15 protein-coding genes are annotated in these 19,182 nt (G+C 73.9%); 6 read left to right on the forward strand and 9 right to left on the reverse strand.

Features of this window, described 5'->3' with window-relative positions:
- Positions 1-52 precede the first annotated feature (52 nt).
- The gene (locus ACSMXW_RS35910) at positions 53-760 is read right to left on the reverse strand and encodes an SDR family NAD(P)-dependent oxidoreductase (protein ID WP_485802627.1); all 708 of its coding nucleotides are present in this window, start codon (positions 758-760) and stop codon (positions 53-55) included.
- Between the two features lie 102 nt (positions 761-862).
- Between ACSMXW_RS35910 and ACSMXW_RS35915 the strand changes: the two genes are divergently transcribed.
- Positions 863-1,702, forward strand: a complete 840-nt coding sequence (locus ACSMXW_RS35915) for a helix-turn-helix transcriptional regulator (RefSeq protein ID WP_485802629.1) — start codon at positions 863-865, stop codon at positions 1,700-1,702.
- A gap of 85 nt (positions 1,703-1,787) precedes the next feature.
- Here ACSMXW_RS35915 and ACSMXW_RS35920 read toward each other — a convergent pair whose 3' ends face one another.
- The 7 genes from ACSMXW_RS35920 to ACSMXW_RS35950 all read right to left on the reverse strand — a co-directional run bounded on the left by ACSMXW_RS35920 (position 1,788) and on the right by ACSMXW_RS35950 (position 10,957).
- A complete protein-coding gene (locus tag ACSMXW_RS35920; protein ID WP_485802630.1) occupies positions 1,788-2,930 on the reverse strand; it encodes a lactonase family protein in 1,143 nt (380 codons plus the stop codon).
- Positions 2,931-3,260: 330 nt separating this feature from the next.
- A complete protein-coding gene (locus ACSMXW_RS35925) occupies positions 3,261-5,153 on the reverse strand; it encodes a DUF2264 domain-containing protein (protein ID WP_485802632.1) in 1,893 nt (630 codons plus the stop codon).
- Entirely contained in the window at positions 5,150-6,178 is a 1,029-nt protein-coding gene (locus tag ACSMXW_RS35930; RefSeq protein WP_485802633.1) for a hydroxyacid dehydrogenase, read from the reverse strand. The genes ACSMXW_RS35925 and ACSMXW_RS35930 overlap by 4 nt, the downstream gene beginning before the upstream one ends.
- Positions 6,179-6,225: 47 nt before the next feature.
- Positions 6,226-7,104: a carbohydrate ABC transporter permease gene (locus ACSMXW_RS35935; RefSeq protein ID WP_485802635.1), complete on the reverse strand. Its 879-nt coding sequence runs from the start codon at positions 7,102-7,104 to the stop codon at positions 6,226-6,228.
- Complete coding sequence (locus ACSMXW_RS35940) at positions 7,101-8,102, reverse strand: carbohydrate ABC transporter permease (RefSeq protein WP_485802637.1); 1,002 nt, start codon at positions 8,100-8,102, stop codon at positions 7,101-7,103. Before ACSMXW_RS35940 ends, ACSMXW_RS35935 begins: the two co-directional genes overlap by 4 nt.
- A gap of 152 nt (positions 8,103-8,254) precedes the next feature.
- Positions 8,255-9,556 carry an ABC transporter substrate-binding protein gene (locus tag ACSMXW_RS35945; protein WP_485802638.1) on the reverse strand — a complete coding sequence of 434 codons (1,302 nt, stop codon included), beginning with the start codon at positions 9,554-9,556 and terminating at the stop codon, positions 8,255-8,257.
- A 225-nt stretch (positions 9,557-9,781) separates the two neighbouring features.
- Entirely contained in the window at positions 9,782-10,957 is a 1,176-nt protein-coding gene (locus ACSMXW_RS35950; protein ID WP_485802639.1) for a substrate-binding domain-containing protein, read from the reverse strand.
- A 394-nt stretch (positions 10,958-11,351) separates the two neighbouring features.
- On the opposite strand from ACSMXW_RS35950, the gene ACSMXW_RS35955 reads away from it, so the two are divergent.
- The 4 genes from ACSMXW_RS35955 (at position 11,352) to ACSMXW_RS35970 (ending at position 16,606) form a co-directional block, all read left to right on the forward strand.
- Positions 11,352-12,020, forward strand: coding sequence for a GTP cyclohydrolase II (locus tag ACSMXW_RS35955; RefSeq protein WP_485802641.1), 669 nt, complete (start codon positions 11,352-11,354; stop codon positions 12,018-12,020).
- Positions 12,017-13,702 (forward strand): WD40 repeat domain-containing protein, encoded by a 1,686-nt coding sequence (locus tag ACSMXW_RS35960; RefSeq protein ID WP_485802643.1) that lies wholly within the window; start codon positions 12,017-12,019, stop codon positions 13,700-13,702. The genes ACSMXW_RS35955 and ACSMXW_RS35960 overlap by 4 nt, the downstream gene beginning before the upstream one ends.
- 207 nt (positions 13,703-13,909) lie before the next feature.
- The gene (locus ACSMXW_RS35965) at positions 13,910-14,641 is read left to right on the forward strand and encodes an SAM-dependent methyltransferase (protein WP_485802644.1); all 732 of its coding nucleotides are present in this window, start codon (positions 13,910-13,912) and stop codon (positions 14,639-14,641) included.
- A gap of 705 nt (positions 14,642-15,346) precedes the next feature.
- Positions 15,347-16,606, forward strand: a complete 1,260-nt coding sequence (locus ACSMXW_RS35970; protein ID WP_485802646.1) for an SUMF1/EgtB/PvdO family nonheme iron enzyme — start codon at positions 15,347-15,349, stop codon at positions 16,604-16,606.
- 396 nt (positions 16,607-17,002) lie between these two features.
- Here ACSMXW_RS35970 and ACSMXW_RS35975 read toward each other — a convergent pair whose 3' ends face one another.
- On the reverse strand, positions 17,003-18,457 hold the full coding sequence (locus ACSMXW_RS35975) for an MFS transporter (RefSeq protein WP_485802648.1): 1,455 nt from the start codon (positions 18,455-18,457) through the stop codon (positions 17,003-17,005).
- Positions 18,458-18,521: 64 nt separating this feature from the next.
- Between ACSMXW_RS35975 and ACSMXW_RS35980 the strand changes: the two genes are divergently transcribed.
- Positions 18,522-19,181, forward strand: coding sequence for a TetR/AcrR family transcriptional regulator (locus ACSMXW_RS35980; RefSeq protein WP_485802650.1), 660 nt, complete (start codon positions 18,522-18,524; stop codon positions 19,179-19,181).
- Position 19,182 lies beyond the last annotated feature (1 nt).

Consider the following 19,182-nt stretch of genomic DNA (forward strand, 5'->3'; position numbering starts at 1 on the left):
CCCGGCACCGGACCTGCACCGTGGCGCCGGGAGCGCCCGGGCCTCCCGCGGATCACCAGGGCAGCGGGCCTTCGGCGGCGAAGTAGCCCCCGGTGGGGCCGTCGGGGCCCACCTGCGCCATGCGGACGATGATGTCGGCGCCCTCCTCGACGGTCTGGGTGCCCTGGCGCAGGTTCAGGTCCGTCGCGGTGTAACCGGGCTCCACGGCGTTGATCCGCATGCCCGGGAACGCCTTCGCGTACTGCACGGTGACCGTGTTGACCGTGGCCTTCGACGCCGGGTAGGCGAGCCCGGGGTAGGCGTACGCCGGTGTGCCCGGGGTGCTGAGCCGGCTCAGCGAGGCCAGGCCGCTGCTCACGTTGACCACGACCGGGGCGGTGGACCGCCGGAGCAGCGGCAGGAAGGCGTGGGTGACGCGCACCATGCCGAAGACGTTCGTCTCGAAGACCGCCCGGAGCATGCCGAGGGTCACCTCGCCGGCGCCGGGCACGGCGCCGTCCGGCGTCCGCGCCTCGAGGCCGGCGTTGTTGACCAGCACGTCCAGGCCGCCGTCGGCCGCCACGGTCCGCACCGCGGCGGCGACGGACGCCTCGTCCGTGACATCGAGGAGGACCGGGCGCGCGCCCAGCCGCTCGGCGGCCCGGCGGCCGCGCTCGGCGTCCCGGCTGCCGAGGTAGACGGTGTGCCCGGCCGCGGTGAGCCGGCGGGCCGTCTCGAAGCCGAGGCCCTTGTTCGCTCCGGTGATGAGTGTCGTCGTCATGCCGCCAGACTCCGCCCGGACGCTCCTCACAGGCAGTGGCCCCGGCTTCCTGGGACTCCCGGTACCAGGCACGTCCGCGCACCCGGGGTGCAGACTTGGGGCATGACGACGGCGGAGTTCGGCAGGGCGGTGCGCCGCTGGCGCGACAGGGTCCAGCCGGAGGCCGCCGGGCTGCCCACCGGCGGGCAGCGGCGCGCGGCCGGGCTGCGCCGTGAGGAGCTGGCCATGCTGGCCGGGATCTCCGTCGACTACGTCACCCGCCTCGAACAGGGCCGTGCCTCCCACCCCTCGGCTCAGGTCGTCGAGGCCCTGGCCCGGGCCCTGCGGCTGTCGGCACCCGAGCGGGCGCACCTGTACGGTCTCGCCGGTCTCGCGCCGCCGGGACCGGACACGGTGCCCGGGCAGATCACCCCGAGCGTGCAGCGGGTGCTGGACCGGCTGACCACCACGCCCGTCGCGGTCTACGACGCGTCCTGGACGCTGCTCCTGGCCAACCAGCCGCATGCGGCGCTGATGGGCGACTCCTCCGGATGGCGCGGCAACCAGCGCAACGCGGTCTGGCGCAAGCTGCTCGGCCCGCCGGGCCGGGTCCGGCACACCCCGAAGACGCTGCGCGCGTTCGAGGCCGCGCTCGTCGCCGACCTGCGCGTGGCCGCCGCCCGCTACCCGGCCGACCTGGGCATCCGACGGCTGGTCGCGGAGCTGCGCGCGCACAGCGACCGGTTCGTGGAGCTGTGGGACTCCGGCGCGGTGGGCCACCACGAGGCCGCGCGCGTGATCGTCGACCATCCGGAGGTCGGGCCGGTGACGCTGGACTTCGACGTGCTCACGGTGGCCGGCAGCGACCTGCGCATCAGGATCTACACGGCCGAGCCCGGCACCGCGGACGCCGAACGCCTGGCCCTGCTCACCGTGCTCGGCACCCAGCGCCTGGCCGGGTAGCCGGAGGGGGGCGGGTCTGCCGTGCCGGCGGGCCACCGCCACCGGTGTGCGGCTCCCGGCCGGGAGCCGCACACCCGCACGTGGCTCACAGCGGCAGGACGCACACCGCCTGCGGCTGGGCGAAGGGCCGGCCGGTGCTCTGCAGCTCGCCGGTGGCCGCGTCGAGGTGGAAGACCGTGACGGTGCCGGAGTTCTGGTTGGCGGCGAAGAGCAGGCCCTCGTCCGGGGAGAGTGCGAGGTGCCGCGGGAAGGCGCCGCCCACCGGCACGGTGTCGAGCAGCTGCAGCTCGGCCCCGCCGGATCCGACGGCGTACCGGGCGATCGTGTCGTCGCCGCGGTTGGAGAGGAAGACGAAGGAACCGTCCGAGGTCGCCACGATCTCCGCGGGTGCGTTCGAGTCGGAGCCGGCGCCCGTCGACTGCGGCTCGCCCGGTGTGAGCTCCCCGGTGGCCGGGTCGTACCCGCAGACCACGACCGCGTTCCCCAGCTCGCAGGCCACATAGGCGAAGTCGCCGCCCGGGTGGAAGACCAGGTGCCGGGGGCCGCTGCCGGCCGGGAAGGCCGCCACCGAGACCTGGGTGAGCGTGCCCGCGTCCTGGTCCAGGGTGTAGGTGTACACGGAGTCGGTGCCGAGGTCGACGGCGAGCACGAAGGCGCCGTCCGGGCTGGTGAGGATCTGGTGGGCGTGCGGGCCGCCCTGGGGACCGGGCGGCGGACTGCTGTGGGTGACGAGGTCGGTGCGCGCCCCGAGCGAGCCGTCGGCGGCGATCGGGTGCACGGCGACGCTGCCCGAGCCGTAGTTGGCGCTCAGCAGCCAGGCACCGTCCGGGTGCACCGAGAGGTGGCAGGGGCCGTCGCCGCCGGTGCTCTGCGTGCCCAGCACCCGGGGGCCGTCGCCGGTGAGCGAGACCGCCGTCACCTCGCCGCCGGACTGTTCGTCGACGGTGAAGAGGGTCTTCCCCGACGGGTGCAGGGCCAGGAACGACGGGTTGGCCACGCCGTCGACGGTGCCCTGTGCCGTGATCGCCCCGCTCACCGGGTTGTAGTCGGCGACCCCGACCGCCTGGCCGTAGGTGCCGAGGTAGAGCGTCCGCCCGGCGCGCGGGGCGGCCCCGCCGGCGCGCCGCCCGCGGGCCGCGGCGGCGGGCACGGCCGAGACCGGGACGGCGGCGGATGCCGCTCCCGCGGCGATGGTGCCGAGGAAGCGGCGGCGGCTGGTTCTGATCATCTGCGGTACCTCGTGTCTGTGGGGGGTGAGGCAGGGGCCGACACCGCGGTGCCGACCGGCACCACAGTGTCGCGGGTGCACATGGGGCCGCAAGGTGCCCTTCGCCGGGCCCGCTCGGCGGGGCCGCGTCCCGGCCCGCCTCCCGGGGGCGCGGGGCTGCCTCGATGTGCGGCAACACCGCGCGGGCGCGCGCAACCACCCCCTCGCCGGTGGTCCCGGGGACGGCAGGGACTGCCCCTTCGGGACGGTGACGACCCGGCCGTCTCGTCGTGGCCGGCGCGCAGTTCCCCGCGCCCCCTAAGCCGGCCGGGGCGAGGGGACGGCGTCGGGTCAGGGGAGGAGTTCGACCGTCAGCGGATCGAACGCGATCCGCGTCACCGCACCGTCCGCCGCCCAGCGGGCCTCGAAACCGTCGGCGGAGGCCGTCACCCCCGTCACCGCCTCCGCCGGCGGCGCCGGCTCGTCCTCCGCGGTCAGCGTGGCGAGGGCGGCGTACACACCGGTGCCGCCCGCGTCGTCCGCGGTGAGCCGCGGCACCAGCGCCCACCGCGTGAAGGCGGTGCCCTGTGGCGCGCGCACCTCGTCCGCGGTGTCCCAGCCGTGCAGCGGATGCAGCGCGGAGACCACCTGCTCGTCGGGTCCGGTGGCCCACCCCGTCTGCCTGAGCCGCGCCCCGTCCGGCGCGCCGGACACCCGGTGCACCCGCAGCTCGTACCGGCCGCGCACCACCGTGACGCTCGTGACCCGCAGCCCCGGCACCATCGGCGCGCCCTTCGGGAAGACGGGCCGGTGCCAGGATGCCGCCCAGCCCCAGCCGTCGCCCTGCCCCGCGCCCAGCGGCCGGATCCTGCGGCGTGCGCTCGCGACCCCGGCGACCTCGACAGCGAGGTGGTTGTCGGGGACGTTCACGGCCGAGGTGGGTCCTGAGCGGGTCGAGTAGGCCGCACGGTCGTACAGCGGGTCGTCCGCGACTGTGGACTCGCCCTCGTGCGGGCGGACGTGGTCCGTGCCGTGGTTGTGCAGCCGGACGATCCCGTCGGCGCGGGTGCTGTGCACCAGCAGCCCGGGCCCGGACAGCGCGATCACCCGGTCGGGGCCCTCGCTGGGCGCCGGCTCCTCGCGTGCCGACCACAGCGGGTGCCCGGCCGGGGCGAGCAGCGAGACGAACGCCTTCGACGCCCAGTACGGGGAGGCCGGGCCCGAGTAGGACTGGAGGGTCGCCTCGTGCGGACCGTGCCAGCCCAGGCTGAGCAGCCCCTCACGGCCGCTCGCGCCCCGGTCCAGGAAGTACTTGAGCGCTCCGCTGACGATGCGCCGCGACGCCCCCGGTGCCAGCGGGGTGTGCCCCGTGACGGCGCCCAGCGCCACCGCGGCGCCGGTGGCGAACCGGTACGTCAGCGAGCGGCCGAAGTGCAGCGGGGCGCCGTCGCCGCCGAAGAACAGCCCGAAGCTCTCCAGATGGGCCCTCAGGCGCGCCCCGTACCGCTCCGACAGTTCCGCGTCGCCCCCGAGGTGGGCGTCCAGCACCGGGTACAGGTGCAGCGCCCAGCCGTTGTAGTGGTCGAAGGCGCGCCCGTCGCCGTCCGAGTACCAGCCCTCGCCCAGGTACCAGGAGTCCAGCAGTTCGAGGGCCCGCTCGCGGGCCCGGGCCGTCTCGGCGTCGCTGCGGCCCACCGACTGGAGGAAACCGGCCACGGTGAAGGGAAACAGGTACCAGTTGTTGGGCGCGGGAGTGTGCCGCAGCGCGCCGCGCAGCCAGGCCTCGGCGCGGTCCTGCACCGCGGGGTCGAGGCGGTCCCACAGCCAGGGCCTGGTCAGCCGCAGCCCCAGCGCCACCGACGCGGACTCCACCATCGGCTGCCCCTGCACGGTGTGGTCCAGGATCAGCGGCCAGGACTCGGTGTCGTCGCGGCCCGGCGTCCGGGTGCCGGCGGCGAGGCCCGCCGCATACCGCTCCAGCCAGCCGAACGGGTCCTTCCCGCCCGCCCCCGCGATCCGGAAGCCCGCCGCGAGGAAGGTGCGGGCATAGCCCTCCAGGCCGTCCGAGCGCACCCCGGAGCGGGACGGCCGGCCCGGCAGGTCGAGCAGGGCGCTGCCCGGCGTGGCCCAGCGCCATGCGGCCCGCAGCAGGCTGTCGGCCGCCGCTTCCCAGTGGACCCGGGTGTAGCCGGTGTACGGGCTCAGCTCCCGCTCGTCGCCGGGGAGTTCAAGGGGTGAGCTCATGCCAGGAATGCCAGCCTTTCACGTCGCACGGGATGGGCGAAGCCGTCGCCCGCGGCCCAGCGCTTCACCTCACCGATCGCGAGGTCGGCCAAACGCCGCCACTCGTTGCCCTGCGAACCGGCGAGGTGCGGGGTGATCAGGGCGTTGTCGCAGTCCCACAGCGGATGGCCGGGCGGCGGCACCTCGGGTTCCGTCACGTCGAGCACGGCCCGGATCCTGCGCTGCCGCAGGACGTCGACGAGGGCGTCCTGGTCGACGACCGCGCCGCGTGCGGTGTTGATGAGCACCGCGTCCCGGCGCATCGACGTGAGCAGCTCACGGCTGACCAGGCCGCGGGTGGCGGGCAGCAGGGGGGTGTGCACGCTGACGATGTCGCTGCCGGCGAACAGCTCGGGCAGGCTCACCGGCCGGGCCCCGAGCGCGCGCGCCTCCTCACCGGTGACATACGGGTCGTGCAGCAGGACGTGCAGGTCATAGGGGCGCAGCAGGTCGATGACGCGCCGGCCGATCAGGGACGCCGAGAGGATGCCCACTCTCCGGTGGTAGTTGCCGATCGAGGGGGCCACGCCGAGCGGCTCGTCGCGCCGCCGGGTGCTGCGGTAGGCGGCGGCACGCTCCAGGACCTGCTTGCCGGCCAGCAGGATCATGGCGACGGTGTACTCCGCCACCGGCAGCGCATTGGCCGCGGCGGCGGACGACACCTCGATGCCCCGCTCCCAGCAGGCCTCGGTGACATGGCCGCGCACCGTGCCCGCGGTGTGCACCACGGCACGCAGCCGCGGCGCCGCGGCCAGCACGTCCGCGTCCAGCGGTGGGCAGCCCCAGCCGGTGACGAGGAGCTCGGTGTCCGCCAGCACCCGGCGGGCGCGGTCGGTGCCGAAGTCGTCGAGGACGGGCGGCGGGGCCAGGTCGCACACCGCGCCGAGCGCCTCGAGGGCGGGCGGGGGGAGCACGGCCGCCGCCGCGTCCGGCCTCATGGCCAGAGCGGCGCGCGGACGGGGACGGTCGCTGGGTGCGCCGGGCATTCTTCTCCTTTGCGTTCGGCCTTCGCCCGCGGTGCGCGGCGGCCGGCCTATTTCACCGCCCCGGCCGTCAGGCCGGAGCGCCAGAAGCGCTGCAACAGGGCGAAGGCGACGATCAGCGGGAGCACCGCGAGCAGCGATCCCGCGATGACCACGGGGTAGTAGTCGGGTGTGACGGAGGCCTGGCTGTTCCAGGTGAACAGGCCGAGGCTGACCGGGTACAGATGCTGGTCCGAGAGCATCACCAGGGGCAGGAAGAAGTTGTTCCAGATGGCGGTGAGCTGGAAGAGGAAGACGGTGACGATGCCGGGGCCCAGCATCCGCAGGGAGACCTTCGCATAGGTCGCCAGTTCGCCCGCGCCGTCCACCCGCGCCGCCTCCAGCACCTCGTCGGGAACGTACCCCTGGCTGAAGATGCGCCCCAGGTAGACGCCGAACGGGTTGAACAGCACCGGGACGAAGACCGCCCAGAAGGTGTTGACCAGGCCCGTGGCGGACGCCATCAGGTACAGCGGCAGCGCCAGCACCGTCTGCGGCACCATCACCGCGGCCAGCACCAGGCCGAACAGCTTCTCCTTGTGCCGGAAGCGGTACTTGTCGAAGGCGTAGCCGCAGGCCGTGCTGATCAGCGCGCCCAGCCCGGCACCCAGCACCGCGTAGAGCAGGCTGTTGAGGTACCACCGGCCGTAGAGCCCGCCGTCCGTGGCGAACAGGGCCCTGAGGTTGGTCCAGAGCGCGAAGTCGTGGAACGACAGCAGGTCGCTGCTGAACAGCGCGTCCCGGCCCTTGGTCGCCGCCAGCACCAGCCACAGCACCGGCAGCAGGGTGTACAGCACGGAGACGGCCACCACCACGTTCACGGTGGCCCGGCCGAGCAGCCGGGGCCGCAGCGCCGCGGGGCCGCCCGCCCCGATTCCCGCGGCACTCATGCCGCCACCTCCTGCCGCGCCGCACGGGCGCTCCGGGCGTCGATCCGGCTGGTCCAGCGGGTGACGCCGTAGGACAGCGCGATGGTGCACACCAGCAGCACCACGGACGCGGCCGCCGCCAGACCGTAGTTGTTGCGGGCGAACGCGGCGTCGTAGATGTACATGCTGGGTGAGAACCGCGAGCTGATCATCGGTGTGGACTGGCTGAGCAGCATCGGCTCGGTGAACAGCTGCAACGCGAAGATCAGCGTGAACATCGCCACCATCACGATGGACGCCCGGATCAGCGGTGTCTTGACCTGCAACGCGGTGCGCACCGGCCCGGCCCCGTCCACCACCGCGGCCTCCACCACCTCGTGGGGCACGGCCTGCAGCGCGGCGTAGAAGACCACCATGTCGTAGCCGAGGTTGCTCCACAGGGCGATGTTCACGATCGAGGGGACGACGGTGTGGATGCCGAGGAAGTCCACCGTGAACCCGGCCTTGCCGAGCAGGTCGATCACCGGGGAGAGCCCCGGCGTGTAGAGGTAGAGCCAGATGATGGCGGCGATGATGCCGGGCACCGCGTGCGGCAGGAAGAGCCCGAGCTGCGCCCACGACCGCAGCCGCACCACCCCCGAGTCCAGCAGCAGCGCGAGGGCCAGCGCGCACAGCACCATCACGGGTATGTAGATGACGCAGTACAGGACCACGACGCCGAGCCCGCTGAGGAAGGTGGGGTCGCTGAGTACGGCCGCGTAGCTGCGCAGGCCGACGAAGACGGTGCGCTCGGGGCCGAAGCCCAGGCCCGGCTCGTCGGTGCCGAAGAAGCTGAGCCACACGGCCGTCGCGACGGGGATGAGGAAGACCGTCACGAGAAGGACGAAGAACGGCGTCATCAGGACACCGCAGGCGCCGAGAGCACGGCGGCGCCCGGTGCGGCGGGCACCGCGTGGCGCGGGCACCGCGGCGGGGGAGGGGCGCTCGCCCGCGGCGGGCCAGGGGGCGGTCGTGGTCATTACAGGTGTCACCTGCCTCTCTGCTGTGCTGTGGTCACTGCGGTGCGCGCCGTACGGCGAGCGGTGTCCCGTGCCGGGCGTGTGGGGAGCCGGCGCCGTGTGCCGTACGGGATCCGGCGCCGCGTCATGGGCCGTGGGCCCCGGCGCCGGTGTCATGTGCTGTGCTCGGTGGTGGCGAGCCCGAGCGCCCTCAGGTCGGGCATCGTGCCCCGCTGCGCCTGGCGCACCGCGCCGATGATGGATCCCTGGCCACCGCTCATCCGCGCGAAGCCGTCCTGCATCACCGTGACGGTGGGCCGCATCCGGGGCCCCCACCGCCAGCTGGCCCTGATCTTGTGGGCCTCGTCGTCGAAGAGCCGGTAGATGTCCTGGCCGCCGTAGTACGACCGGTCGAAGGTCTTCCTGCCCACCTGCACCAGGCCGGGCGCGGCCGGGTACTGGCTGCTGGCGCCGCTGGACAGCCGGGCCCGTGACGCCGCCGGGTCGGAGACCTGCCAGGCGATGAACTCCATCGCGGCCTCCGGGTGCCGGCAGTCCTTGGTGACAGCGAAGGTGGAGCCGCCCTGGGTGCTCACCGCCGGCCGGTCCGGGTCCCACTGCGGCAGCCCCGCGACGCGCCACTGGCCCTTCTGCACGGGGTGGGCGTTCATCTGGGCCCCGGCCTCCCATGCGCCGGAGAACCGCACCAGCATCAGGCCCTGGCCGACCTGCGCGTCGTGGAGCTTGCCCGTCCCGGGATTGGCGAAGACCAGGTCCTCGTCGACCAGCCGCTGCCAGTACGCGGCGACCCGGCGGGTGGGCTCGTCGGCGAGCGAGATGTTCCAGGCGCCGCCCCGGATGTCGTACCACTGGGCGCCGGCCTGCCACGCGAACGCCGCGAACGTCTCGGCGCCGTCGGTTGCGAAGACCGCGAGGCGCCGCTCCGGCGCCTTCTTCCGCACGACGCGCGCCGCCTGCTCGAACTCGTCCCAGGTCCGGGGCACCCGGATGCCGAACCGGTCGAAGAGGTCCTTGCGGTAGTGCATCACCATGGGCTCGACGTCCAGCGGGACGCTGTAGATCCGCTTCTCGAACGTGGTCAGGTCCAGCGCCTGCGGCAGCAGCTTCGCCCGCAGCCGGTCGTCCACCAGGGAGCCGATGTCGCGGGCCACCCCGTCGATGGCGAACTCGGGCACCTCCGGGTACTCGATGGTGGCCACGTCGGGGGAGTTGCCGGCCCGGGCGGCGTTGCTGAGCTTGAGGTAGCCGCCCTGGGTTCCCGAGGGGATCTGCTCGAAGTCGACCTGGATCCGGTCGTGGGTGCGGTTGAACTCCTCCACCACCTCCTGGCTGCCGCGCAGCGCCGACCAGAACGTGAGGCGGGTGACGCCGCGTGAGCCGTGCGAGGAGCCTCCACCGCCCCCGCAGGCCCCGAGTGCGCCCGCGAGCGGCACCGTGCCGAGCGCGGTGAGCACGGACCGGCGGCTCCTGCCGGGCGGCTCCGGCGGCGCGGTGCTCCCGGCCGCCGCGGCCCGTTTTGAGGGGGCGCGACATGGGGGTGGTGCGGGTTCTGCAGGCGGTGCAGGCAGTCGACTGGGCATGGCGGCCTCCCGCGGCTCCGGGGTGAGACACGGGCATCCTGATCGCTTGACCAGATCTGGTCAATAGATCGATCAGAAGAACTTAAGACGATCAAACGATCAGTCAGAAAGGGGCCGGGCGGCCGGAAGAGCCGGTGCCACGGCCACCGCCGAGCCGCGCTGCTTCAGCTCCGGCAGCAGCTCGATCCTGCGCACCGGGGCCGGTGCGGCGTCCGGCGGGTGTCCGAGGCGCCGCAGCAGCAGCTCGGCCGAGGCCCGCCCGATCTCCGCCTTCGGCGGTGCGACCGCCGTCAGCGGGGTGCTGCCCAGGGCCGCCACACCGTCGTCGTAGGCCACCACCGAGCAGTCCCGCGGTACCCGCACACCGCGCTCCATCAGCCGCTGGACCAGGATCAGGGCGTCGACGTCGCCGTGCAGCACCGCGGCCGTCGCGTTCCGTTCGCGCAGGACCTCGGCGAGGTCGAGGGGCCCCGGGCCCGGGTGGCCGCCCGCACCGCCCACCCCGTCGGTGCCGCCCGTGCCCGGCTCGAAGGGCTCGGCGTCCGGCGAGCTGAGCGCCACGGACCAGTCCGCCACCTCGGGCCTGGCGGCCGCGATCTCGGCGAAGGCCGCGCGGATCGCGCGGGCCGTCGGGCTGTCGTTCCGCGCGGCCAGCACGATCCGCCGGTGGCCGAGGGAGACCAGGTGGTCCACCGCCAGGTGGATGCCGTACCAGTGGTCGGAGCAGACCGAGTCGAGCGCGTGCAGGGCGCTGCCGGGGCGTGGCCTGCGCTCCATCAGGACGGTGGGCACGTCCAGGGCGGCCAGCCAGCCGTAGTCGGCCTCCTCGGCTGCGGGGCTGCGCCAGCGCGGCGCGATGATCAGGCCGCGGGCCCCGCCGGCCAGTGCCCGCTCCACCAGGAGACGTTCTGCGCCGGCCGTCGGCGGCGTGATGTGCAGGGCGATCCGCATGCCGGCCGCCTCCAGGACCGAGCGCGCCCCGTGCAGGGCATCGTAGAGGTACGAGTGGCGCTCGGGGACGATCACCCCGACGGCGCCGCCGTCCCCCGGCGGGTCCTGGGCCGCGGTCGGCGCCCGGGCACCGACCGCGGCCAGCGACCGTGCCACCCCGTGGCCCCGGGTCAGCTTGCCCGCACGCTCCAGCTCCTCCACGTCGCGGCGGACCGTGATCACCGACACGCCCAGTTCGGAGGCGAGGTCCGTGACCCGGGCCGTGCCGCGCGAGTCCACCGCGGCGAGGATCCGCCGGCGCCGCACATCGACCGTGTCCCGCATGCTGACCGCCCCCTCGCCGTGGCCCGGCGGATGTTCGTTTGAACGCTTTCCGCGGCAGCATAACGATCAGGCCGGTGCGGCTGTCCAGCCGTGTTCCGGCCGAGCCCGCGCCGCCCGCCCCGCCGCTCGGGGAGCCCGCGCCGCCCTTCCCCGCTCGGCCCGGTCCCGCGCCGCTATCCCCGCTCGGCCCGGGCACGGGCCGCGTCCCGGCCGGCCGGAGGGCACCGCGCACCCCGCCACGGTCTCGACGGTCCTCGATCGCCCCAACCGAGGAGCAACAGGGTCTCGGTGTTGAACACAAAACATTTCGGAAGGTGTCTCGGTCTGTCCGTCATGTGCGCAGTGGTGAAGGCGTGGTTACGTGATCGGGCCGTTACCAGCGGAGGGACGATCCATGCTGAGCACGACCAGCGGCAAGATGCCGCAACCGAGGACCGGTCCGCTCACCACCGGGGCCACGATCCGCACCCAGATCGAAGTGCCGGTGAACCTGAGCGACGGCTCCTGGCGCACTGCCGAGATGATCAGCTTCACCGGGCTCGGCGACGGACGGGAACACATCGCCGTCGTGTTCCCGTGCGCACCGCCCGTACCCCTGGTGCGTGTGCACTCGGAATGCCTCACCGGCGACGTCTTCGGCTCCGCCCGGTGCGACTGCGGACCGCAACTCGCCGAAGCGGTGGACCTGTTCGCCGAGACCGGGGGCATCCTGCTGTACCTCCGTCAGGAAGGGCGTGGCATCGGGCTCTACAACAAGCTGGACGCCTACCGTGTCCAGGACGACCAGGGCCTGGACACCTTCGCCGCGAACCGGGAGCTGAACTTCTCGGACGACATGCGCGACTACCGCGTCGCCGCGCAGATGCTGGGCGCCCTGGACGTGGCGCGCATCCGCTTGCGCACCAACAACCCCGACAAGGTCCGGCAGCTCAGGGGCTACGGCGTCGCCGTGGAGGAGGTCATCCCCACGGGCATCCACCGGACCGCACGCAACCACGACTATCTGCAGGTCAAGGCCGAGCAGGGCGGACACACCATCGAGCTCCTGGGAGAGTCCATATGATCCGGCATAGTGGGCCCATCAGCGGCATCGCCGCCTGGCGGGACGAGTATGTGGCCACGGCCGGCTACGACAACCAGGTCATCTGCTGGGATCAGCGCACCGGGCGGGCGGTGGCCCGCTCCTTCCACGACCACTTGGCCAACCAGTGCCAGTTCGCGCCGGACGGCAGGCACCTGCTGACCTCCTCCAGCGACTACACCGCCCGCCTGTGGACCGTACCCGGCCTGCGGCTGGTTGCGGTCTTCGGGGACCAGGAGGACGACGTGGAGATGTCCGTCTTCCACCCCGGCAAGGAGCTCGTCGCCACCGCCTCCCGTGACCACCGAGTGCGGGTCTACGACTTCACCGGCCGTGTGCTGCACCGCTTCGAGGGGCACACCGCCGACGTCATCTCCGTCGAATGGGCCCGCGACGAGGACGAGTTGATCTCCTCCAGCGACGACGGCACCATCAAGCGCTGGTCCCTGCGGACCGGCGGCATGGTCGCCGACCTGGACATGGACGGCGTGGAGACCGACACCGTCGCCATCTCCTCCTCCGGCACCATCTTCGCCGGCAACGACGAAGGCCAGATCATCGTCGTCGGCCCCGACGAGCGCACCACGGTCCCCGCACACGACGCGGGCATCAAGCGCCTCGTGCTCGACGACTCCCGCAACCTGCTGGTCAGCCTCTCCTACGACCGCACGATGCGGCTGTGGGACGTCTCGTCCGGTGCCCCCGAGGCCCGCGACACCACGGCCCTGCCCGACGACGTCTGGCCCCGCTCCTGCGCCTTCGCGGGCGGCACCACCCTGGTCTTCGCCACCTTCGGCGCCACCTACCGCGGCTACGACTACCAGGCGCGCACCTGGGACACCGCCGCCGTGCCGCCCACCGGCGGCGTCAACGCGGTGCTGCCGGAGCGCGGCGGCTCGACGCTCACCGTCGGCGACGCGGGCGTGCTGCGGCGCGACGGCGAGCCGGTGGCCGAGACCGGCAGCCTGTGCAACTTCCTCACCCCGCTCGGCGGCCTGGTGCTCACGGGCGGCCAGCTCGGCAAGGTCTTCGACGCGCTCACCGGCCGCGAGCTGTACCAGCACCGCTCACCGCTGAACTGCGGCGTCGCCTTCGAACGCGACGGGGACGGCTACGCGGTGGTCGGCGCCTACACCGGCGAGGGACTGCTGCTGAGGCTGGCCGGTGACACCGTCGAGCACGTCGCGGACCTGCCGCTGAACGTCAACGCCGTCAAGGGCGTCGCGGTCTCCGGCGACCTGCTGTTCTCCGTCGCCGCTGACGCCTCCGCCACCTGGTACCGCCTCTCCACACTGGAGAAGGCCGCCACCGTCGAGGCCGCCCACGACAAGATCGCCAACGGCTGCGCGGGCCTCGGCGACGGCTGGTTCGCCAGCATCAGCCGCGATCTGAAGCTGCGCATCTGGCACCCCGACCGCACCGTGCAGGTCCTGTCCACACCGCACACCCACTCCATCAAGTGCGTCGCCGCCGACACCGACGGCCGCCTGATCGCCACCGGCAGCTACAACGGCCACGTCGCGATCTACGACCGGGCCGACGACCGCTGGTCCGTGACCGACCGGCCCACCACCTCCGGCATCTCCTGCCTCGCCTACGACGCGGCCCGCAAGCTGTTCGTCGCCGGTTCGTACGACGGGCAGGTCTACACGGTCGCCGGCTGAACGACAGCGGGAGCGGGAGCCGCACCGGACGCGGCGCTCCGCAGGGCCCGGGAGCGGGCCGCACCGGGTGCGGCCCCTGGCAGGTCGCCCCCGGCGCCCCGTGACGAGCGGTGCCGGAGCAGCGTGGCCTTTCCGGCACCGCCGGCGCGTCCGGCCCGCTCCCGCCCGCCGCCGGCCCGTGCCTCCACACGTCAGGACTCGTCACCCATGTCCAGCCACTCACCCATGTCCAGCCACCGGATAGCCGACCGGTACTCCCTCGCCCCCGCCGCCGCCCCGCCGCTCGACGAGTCGGCGTACGCGAATGTGCTGCGCTCCGACTTCCAGGACCACTACGTCAACGGGCGCGATGTGTGGACCGCCGAGGACGCCATGCGCGAGGCCCCCCGCCTGCTGCTGCGTGCCCTCGGCGACCGCCCCGGCGCGCACGTCCTCGACATCGGCACGGGACACGGCCGCGACGCCGCCGTCCTGTGCGACGCGGGCTGCCGGGTCACCGGCATCGACATCGTCGAGTCCCCCGAGTGGGCCGCGGTCACCGCCCGCAGCGACGGGCGGGCGCGGTTCGCGGTGTGCTCGCTGCCCGATCTGGACGGCACGGCCGTCCACGACGCCGTTCTCGACAATGGCTGTCTGCACCACCAGCATCCCGACGGCTACGGCCGCTACCTCGGCCGGATCCGCGAACTGCTGTGCCCCGGTGGCCTGTTCACGGTGTCCGTGTTCCGGTCGGCCGACGGACCGGGCCGCCTCTTCGCCAACGGGGCGCGGCGCCTGTACCGGGAGTTCACCGAGGCGGAGCTGACCGAGCTGGTCACCGCGCACGGCTTCACGCCCGTCGAGGTACGACTGGTGCCCCGCGGGGCGGCCGGGCTGCACTACCTGGTGGGCACGTACCGCGCCACGGGCGGGGGCGCGACCGGGGACGGTGACCGATGAGCGCGGGCCGGCGACATGCCGCCCCGGCCCGCGCACGCGGTGGCCGGCTGTCCGGCGTGCTCGCGGCGGTGGCCACGGCCACGCTGCCGGGCGGTGCCCTGCCGGGCGGTGCCCTGCCGGGCACCGCCCCGTCGGCCGCCGCCCGCCCCGCCGGGGACCCTGCACCGGGTCCCGTCGGGGGCACATGGTCCAGCACCTGGGGTACCGCGCCGGAGCCGCCGCGCAGGACGGCATCTCGCAGACCGGCATCGCCAACCGCACCGTACGCGTGATCGCGCGCACCTCGGGCGGCGGCGGTGAGCCGCGGCTGCGGCCGCCCAACGCCCCGGCACCCGGAACCCGGTGCTCGGCCGGGTCGCGGTGGGCCGTGCCGAGTCGTCCGGCTCGGCAACCCTCCCCGGCGGTGTGCGCCGGTCCCCGCCGCCGGCGGCGCCACGGGCACCACCGCGCCCGCCGGGGCCGAGCGGCAGCGTGTCGCCCTCGACGCAGCACTGCGCACCTCCCCGGAGTCCGACGCCGTCACCGACTCCGGCGCGGTCGTGCGCGCCCCCGCCGACCCGCGGCGGGGCGGGCCTCCTACGACCACGGGACCACATCCGCCTCGACGGCACCGGCTACCGGGCGGTGGCCGACGCCGTCCCCACCGATCCGATGACCGCCGGTGATCCGGCGGTTCACGCTCCGCGCACCGAACGGGAGGCATCCGTGACCGGCACCCCGGTGCTGGCCAACCCCAACACCCTCTCCGACCGGGCCGCGATGGCGCTGCCCGACTGTTTCGTGGCACGCACCGGTCCCTGGCCGCTGCGGGACCACCGCGATCTGCGCGGCGCGCCCGCCGCCACCCTCGTCGCGGTCGCGGAGGACCCCGAGCTGTCCTTCACCCGCCGGTACGCGGCGGGCACCGTGCTCGGCCTGATCGGCGACCCCCGTGTCCGTCCCGACGACCCGCCCATGGCCGACGTCCCCGCCGCCCGCGTCAGGCTCGGCCTGGCCCCCGACGAGGTCGGCCGGGTCACCGCAAGCTGGCGGCACGCCGGGGTGATCGAGGACTGGATCGCCAAGGAGTGCCCCGTGTACGAGGTGGACCTGCCGGCGTTCCGCATCGCACTCCACCCCGTCACCAACGCCGAGTACCGGCGCTTCCTGGAGGACACCGGCAGCACCGTGCCGCCGAGCTCGTGGCGGTTCGGCGGCTACCCCGACGGGCTCGGCAACCACCCGGTGTGGACCGTGCCGCCCGAGGCCGCCGACGCCTACGCCGCCTGGCTCGCCGACCGCACCGGCCGCGCCTTCCGGCTGCCCACCGAGGCGGAGTGGGAGTACGCCGGCCGGGGCTGGCCCGAGCGGGTGGCCGAACCGGAGGACGTGGTGTGGGCGGACGGGCTGGTGCTGGCGTGCCCCACCTACTACGGCAATGTGTCCTCGTCCTTCAGACGGTTCCTGGAGTCGACCGCGCCGCTGTGGCCGCGGGGGCTGCTCGTCGACCGGGTGGCGACCGGCATGACTGTCTCCACCCAGCGCCACGGCGGCCGGGAGGCGACGCTGACGGCCCTGCACCACACCCTGTCAACCACGCAGGACGCCGCCGCGATGGAGCGGATGTGCCGGGCGGCGCACCGCAGCCTCGCGCCCGGCGCCCGGTTCTGTGTGCTGACACAGGCGCCCGCCCACCGCTTCGACGGTCCGCCCATGGCCAAGTACGGCTTCACGTACGAGCCCGTGGGGCAGGGCCCGATCGGCCCCCGGGTGCGCGTCACCGTACTGCTCGACCCGCCGGTGGAGTTCGTCACGTCGTATCCGCGTCGCGAGGTGTACGAGCAGAGCCTGCACCGGGCGGGCTTCCGCGATGTGACGTGGGTGCCGCTGCACGTGCCGGAGGAGGCCCTGCGTGAACTGGGCGCCGACTACTGGGCGGATTTCCTCGCCAACCCGCCGCTGACCATGCTCCACTGCCGGGCCTGACCGGACGCACGGGAGGAGCGGGAAAGGCGAGGCCCTCGTTCGGCCGTGCCGACGGCCGGACGAGGACCTCCTCGTGCCGCCGGGCGGGTCCGGCGCGCTCCGGCGTCGCGCGGACGGGGGATGGGACGCGCGTACCGTCCGCCCGGATCGTTCCGACGGCGGTCCCGGGAGGGGCACACGGCCCGCCGGATGTCTTCGGCGCGCGTACGGCAGGCCGTTAGGTGTCCGGCACGGCACAGTGCGCCGTGTGGGTGCCGGACGCCTCATCGGGGCCCCGTGCTCACGGTAGCCCCAGCGGTGGAGCACCCTCGGCCCGGTGCCGGCCGTTCCCGGCAACCGGCACCGGCCGTTCCCGGCCGGATCCGGGGGTCGGGCCCGGCAGGGAAAGGGAAACCGTCACCCGGCCGTGTCGGCGGGCCGCAGGCGCCGGGAGGTCAGGACGCCGATCAGGGCGAGCAGCGCCGTCAGGGCGAACAGACCGGCCAGCGCCGTGCGGGTGGTGGCGTCGTAGTGCTCGGCGATGGCCAGCGCCGCGCCGCCGAGACCGGCGATCACACCGGTGGCGAGGGTCTGCGCCAACTGGAGCGCCCCGCTCACCTCACCCTGCCGCTCCGCCGGCGCCTGCTCCAGTGTGTCGGTGGTGGCGGCGTTGAACGCCACACCCATGCCGATGCCGCCGATGGCCCAGCCCACGACCGCGAGCCACGCCGGGACCGTCCCGGTCAGGATCGACAGGGCGATCACGCCGACGCCCAGCAGCAGGACCACGAAGCCCATGACCACGCTGCCGGTCCGCCCGCCCGCCTTGGCGTCCCGCTTGGCCTGCCAGGCCGAGCCCACCACCCAGGCGATGGCACCCGCCGACAGGCCGAGACCGGCCGCCCACGCGCTCTGCCCGCGCAACTCCTGCAGGCCCAGCGGCAGGTAGGCCTCGCTGCCGAAGTACACCCCGCACAGCAGGCCCCGGACGACCACACCGGCCCCCAGGCCCGGGCGCGCCGCCAGGGTCCCCTCCGGGGTCACCCGGCGCAGCGCCGGCAGGGCGACGGCGACGCCCACGACCGCGAGCACGACCAGCAGGATCATGTTCTCCAGCAGCAGCGCCTGGAGCAGCACACCGGTGCCCACCGTCAGCAGCACGGCACTGGCCAGCGGGCCCTTCCACCACGGCTCGGCCGGGGCCGCCCGCCGCTCGTCCCGCGGACGCTCCAGGCGGCGCAGGCCGGGCAGCGTGAGCAGCGTCGCGATCGCCACGATCGGCAGCATCAGCAGGAACACCGCGCGCCAGGTGGTGCTGTCCGCCAGAGTGCCCGCGACGACCGGGCCGATCAGCGAGGGAATCGTCCAGGCCGAGGAGAGCAGGGCGAACATCCGGGCCCGCAGGTGCTCGGGGTAGGCTAGCCCGATCACCGTGTAGGCCATGGCCATCACGGCGCCCACGCCCAGCCCCTGGAGGAAGCGGCCCACCAGGAACAGCGGCCAGGAGCCGGCCGCCCCGGCCACCGCGCAGCCCACCGCGAAGACGGCCATCCCCGCCGTCACCGGACCCCAGGGGCCCCGCCGGTCGGCGGCCCGCCCCGCGAGGACGGTGCCGACGATGTTGGCGAGCATCAGCGCGGACAGGCCCCATCCGTAGGCACCCAGGCCGTCCAGGCTCCGAGCGATGTCGGGCAGCACCGTGGCCACGCCCAGGGACTCGAACGCGACCATGCTCACCGACAGGATCACGCCGAGGCTCAGCGCCCGGTAGCGGCCGGAGAAGACGCTCTCGGTCCGCGCCGGCCGCGTGGACTCGCCGGTGGTCGCAGGCGGCCCCAGGTCTTCCGGTATGCCGCCGACGTGCTGAGACATGACGTCACCTCGTATGAGAGAATTACTTTCCGATGCGGAACGGAAAGATAAATATACTGGAGGCATGGTGAGCACGCCACAGGGCCCCGCGGGCACAGCTCCGCTCGCAGCGCAGCGCTCGCGTGGCCGACCGCGCGACGAACGCATCGACGCCGCGGTACGCCGCGCGGTGATGGAGATCCTCAACGAGGTCGGCTACGGCCGGCTCACGCTGGAGGCGGTCGCCGCCCGGGCCGGCACCAGCAAGCCGACCCTGCGCCGCCGCTGGCGTTCCCGGCAGCACCTCGTGGTCAGCACGCTCGTGCAGACGATGGGCGTCTCACCCACCCCCGACACCGGCTGCACCCACTGCGACCTCATCGCGGGGATCCGCGGCCTGAGCCACACGTTCACCACGACCATCGGACGACGCGCGCTGCCGGCGCTGATCGCGGACCTCGCCGACGATCCGGAACTGGAGTCGGAGTTCCTGAACGAGCTCTTCCACCCCCGCCGTGCCGCCACGGCGGCCGCTCTGCGCCGGGGCATCCGACGCGGCGACATCCGCCCCGACGCCGATATCGACCTGCTGCTGGACATGCTCGGCGCCACCGCCTACTACCGGGTGCTCTTCGGCCACCTGCCGCTCACGCCCACCCTCGCCGAGGACGTGGTGGAGGTCGTTCTCGCCGGCGTGGCCACAGCACAGTGGCGCAGCCAGCACGGAGCCGTGGACAGCGTCTGAA

The sequence above is a fragment of the Streptomyces sp. DSM 116793 genome, assembly GCF_057320905.1.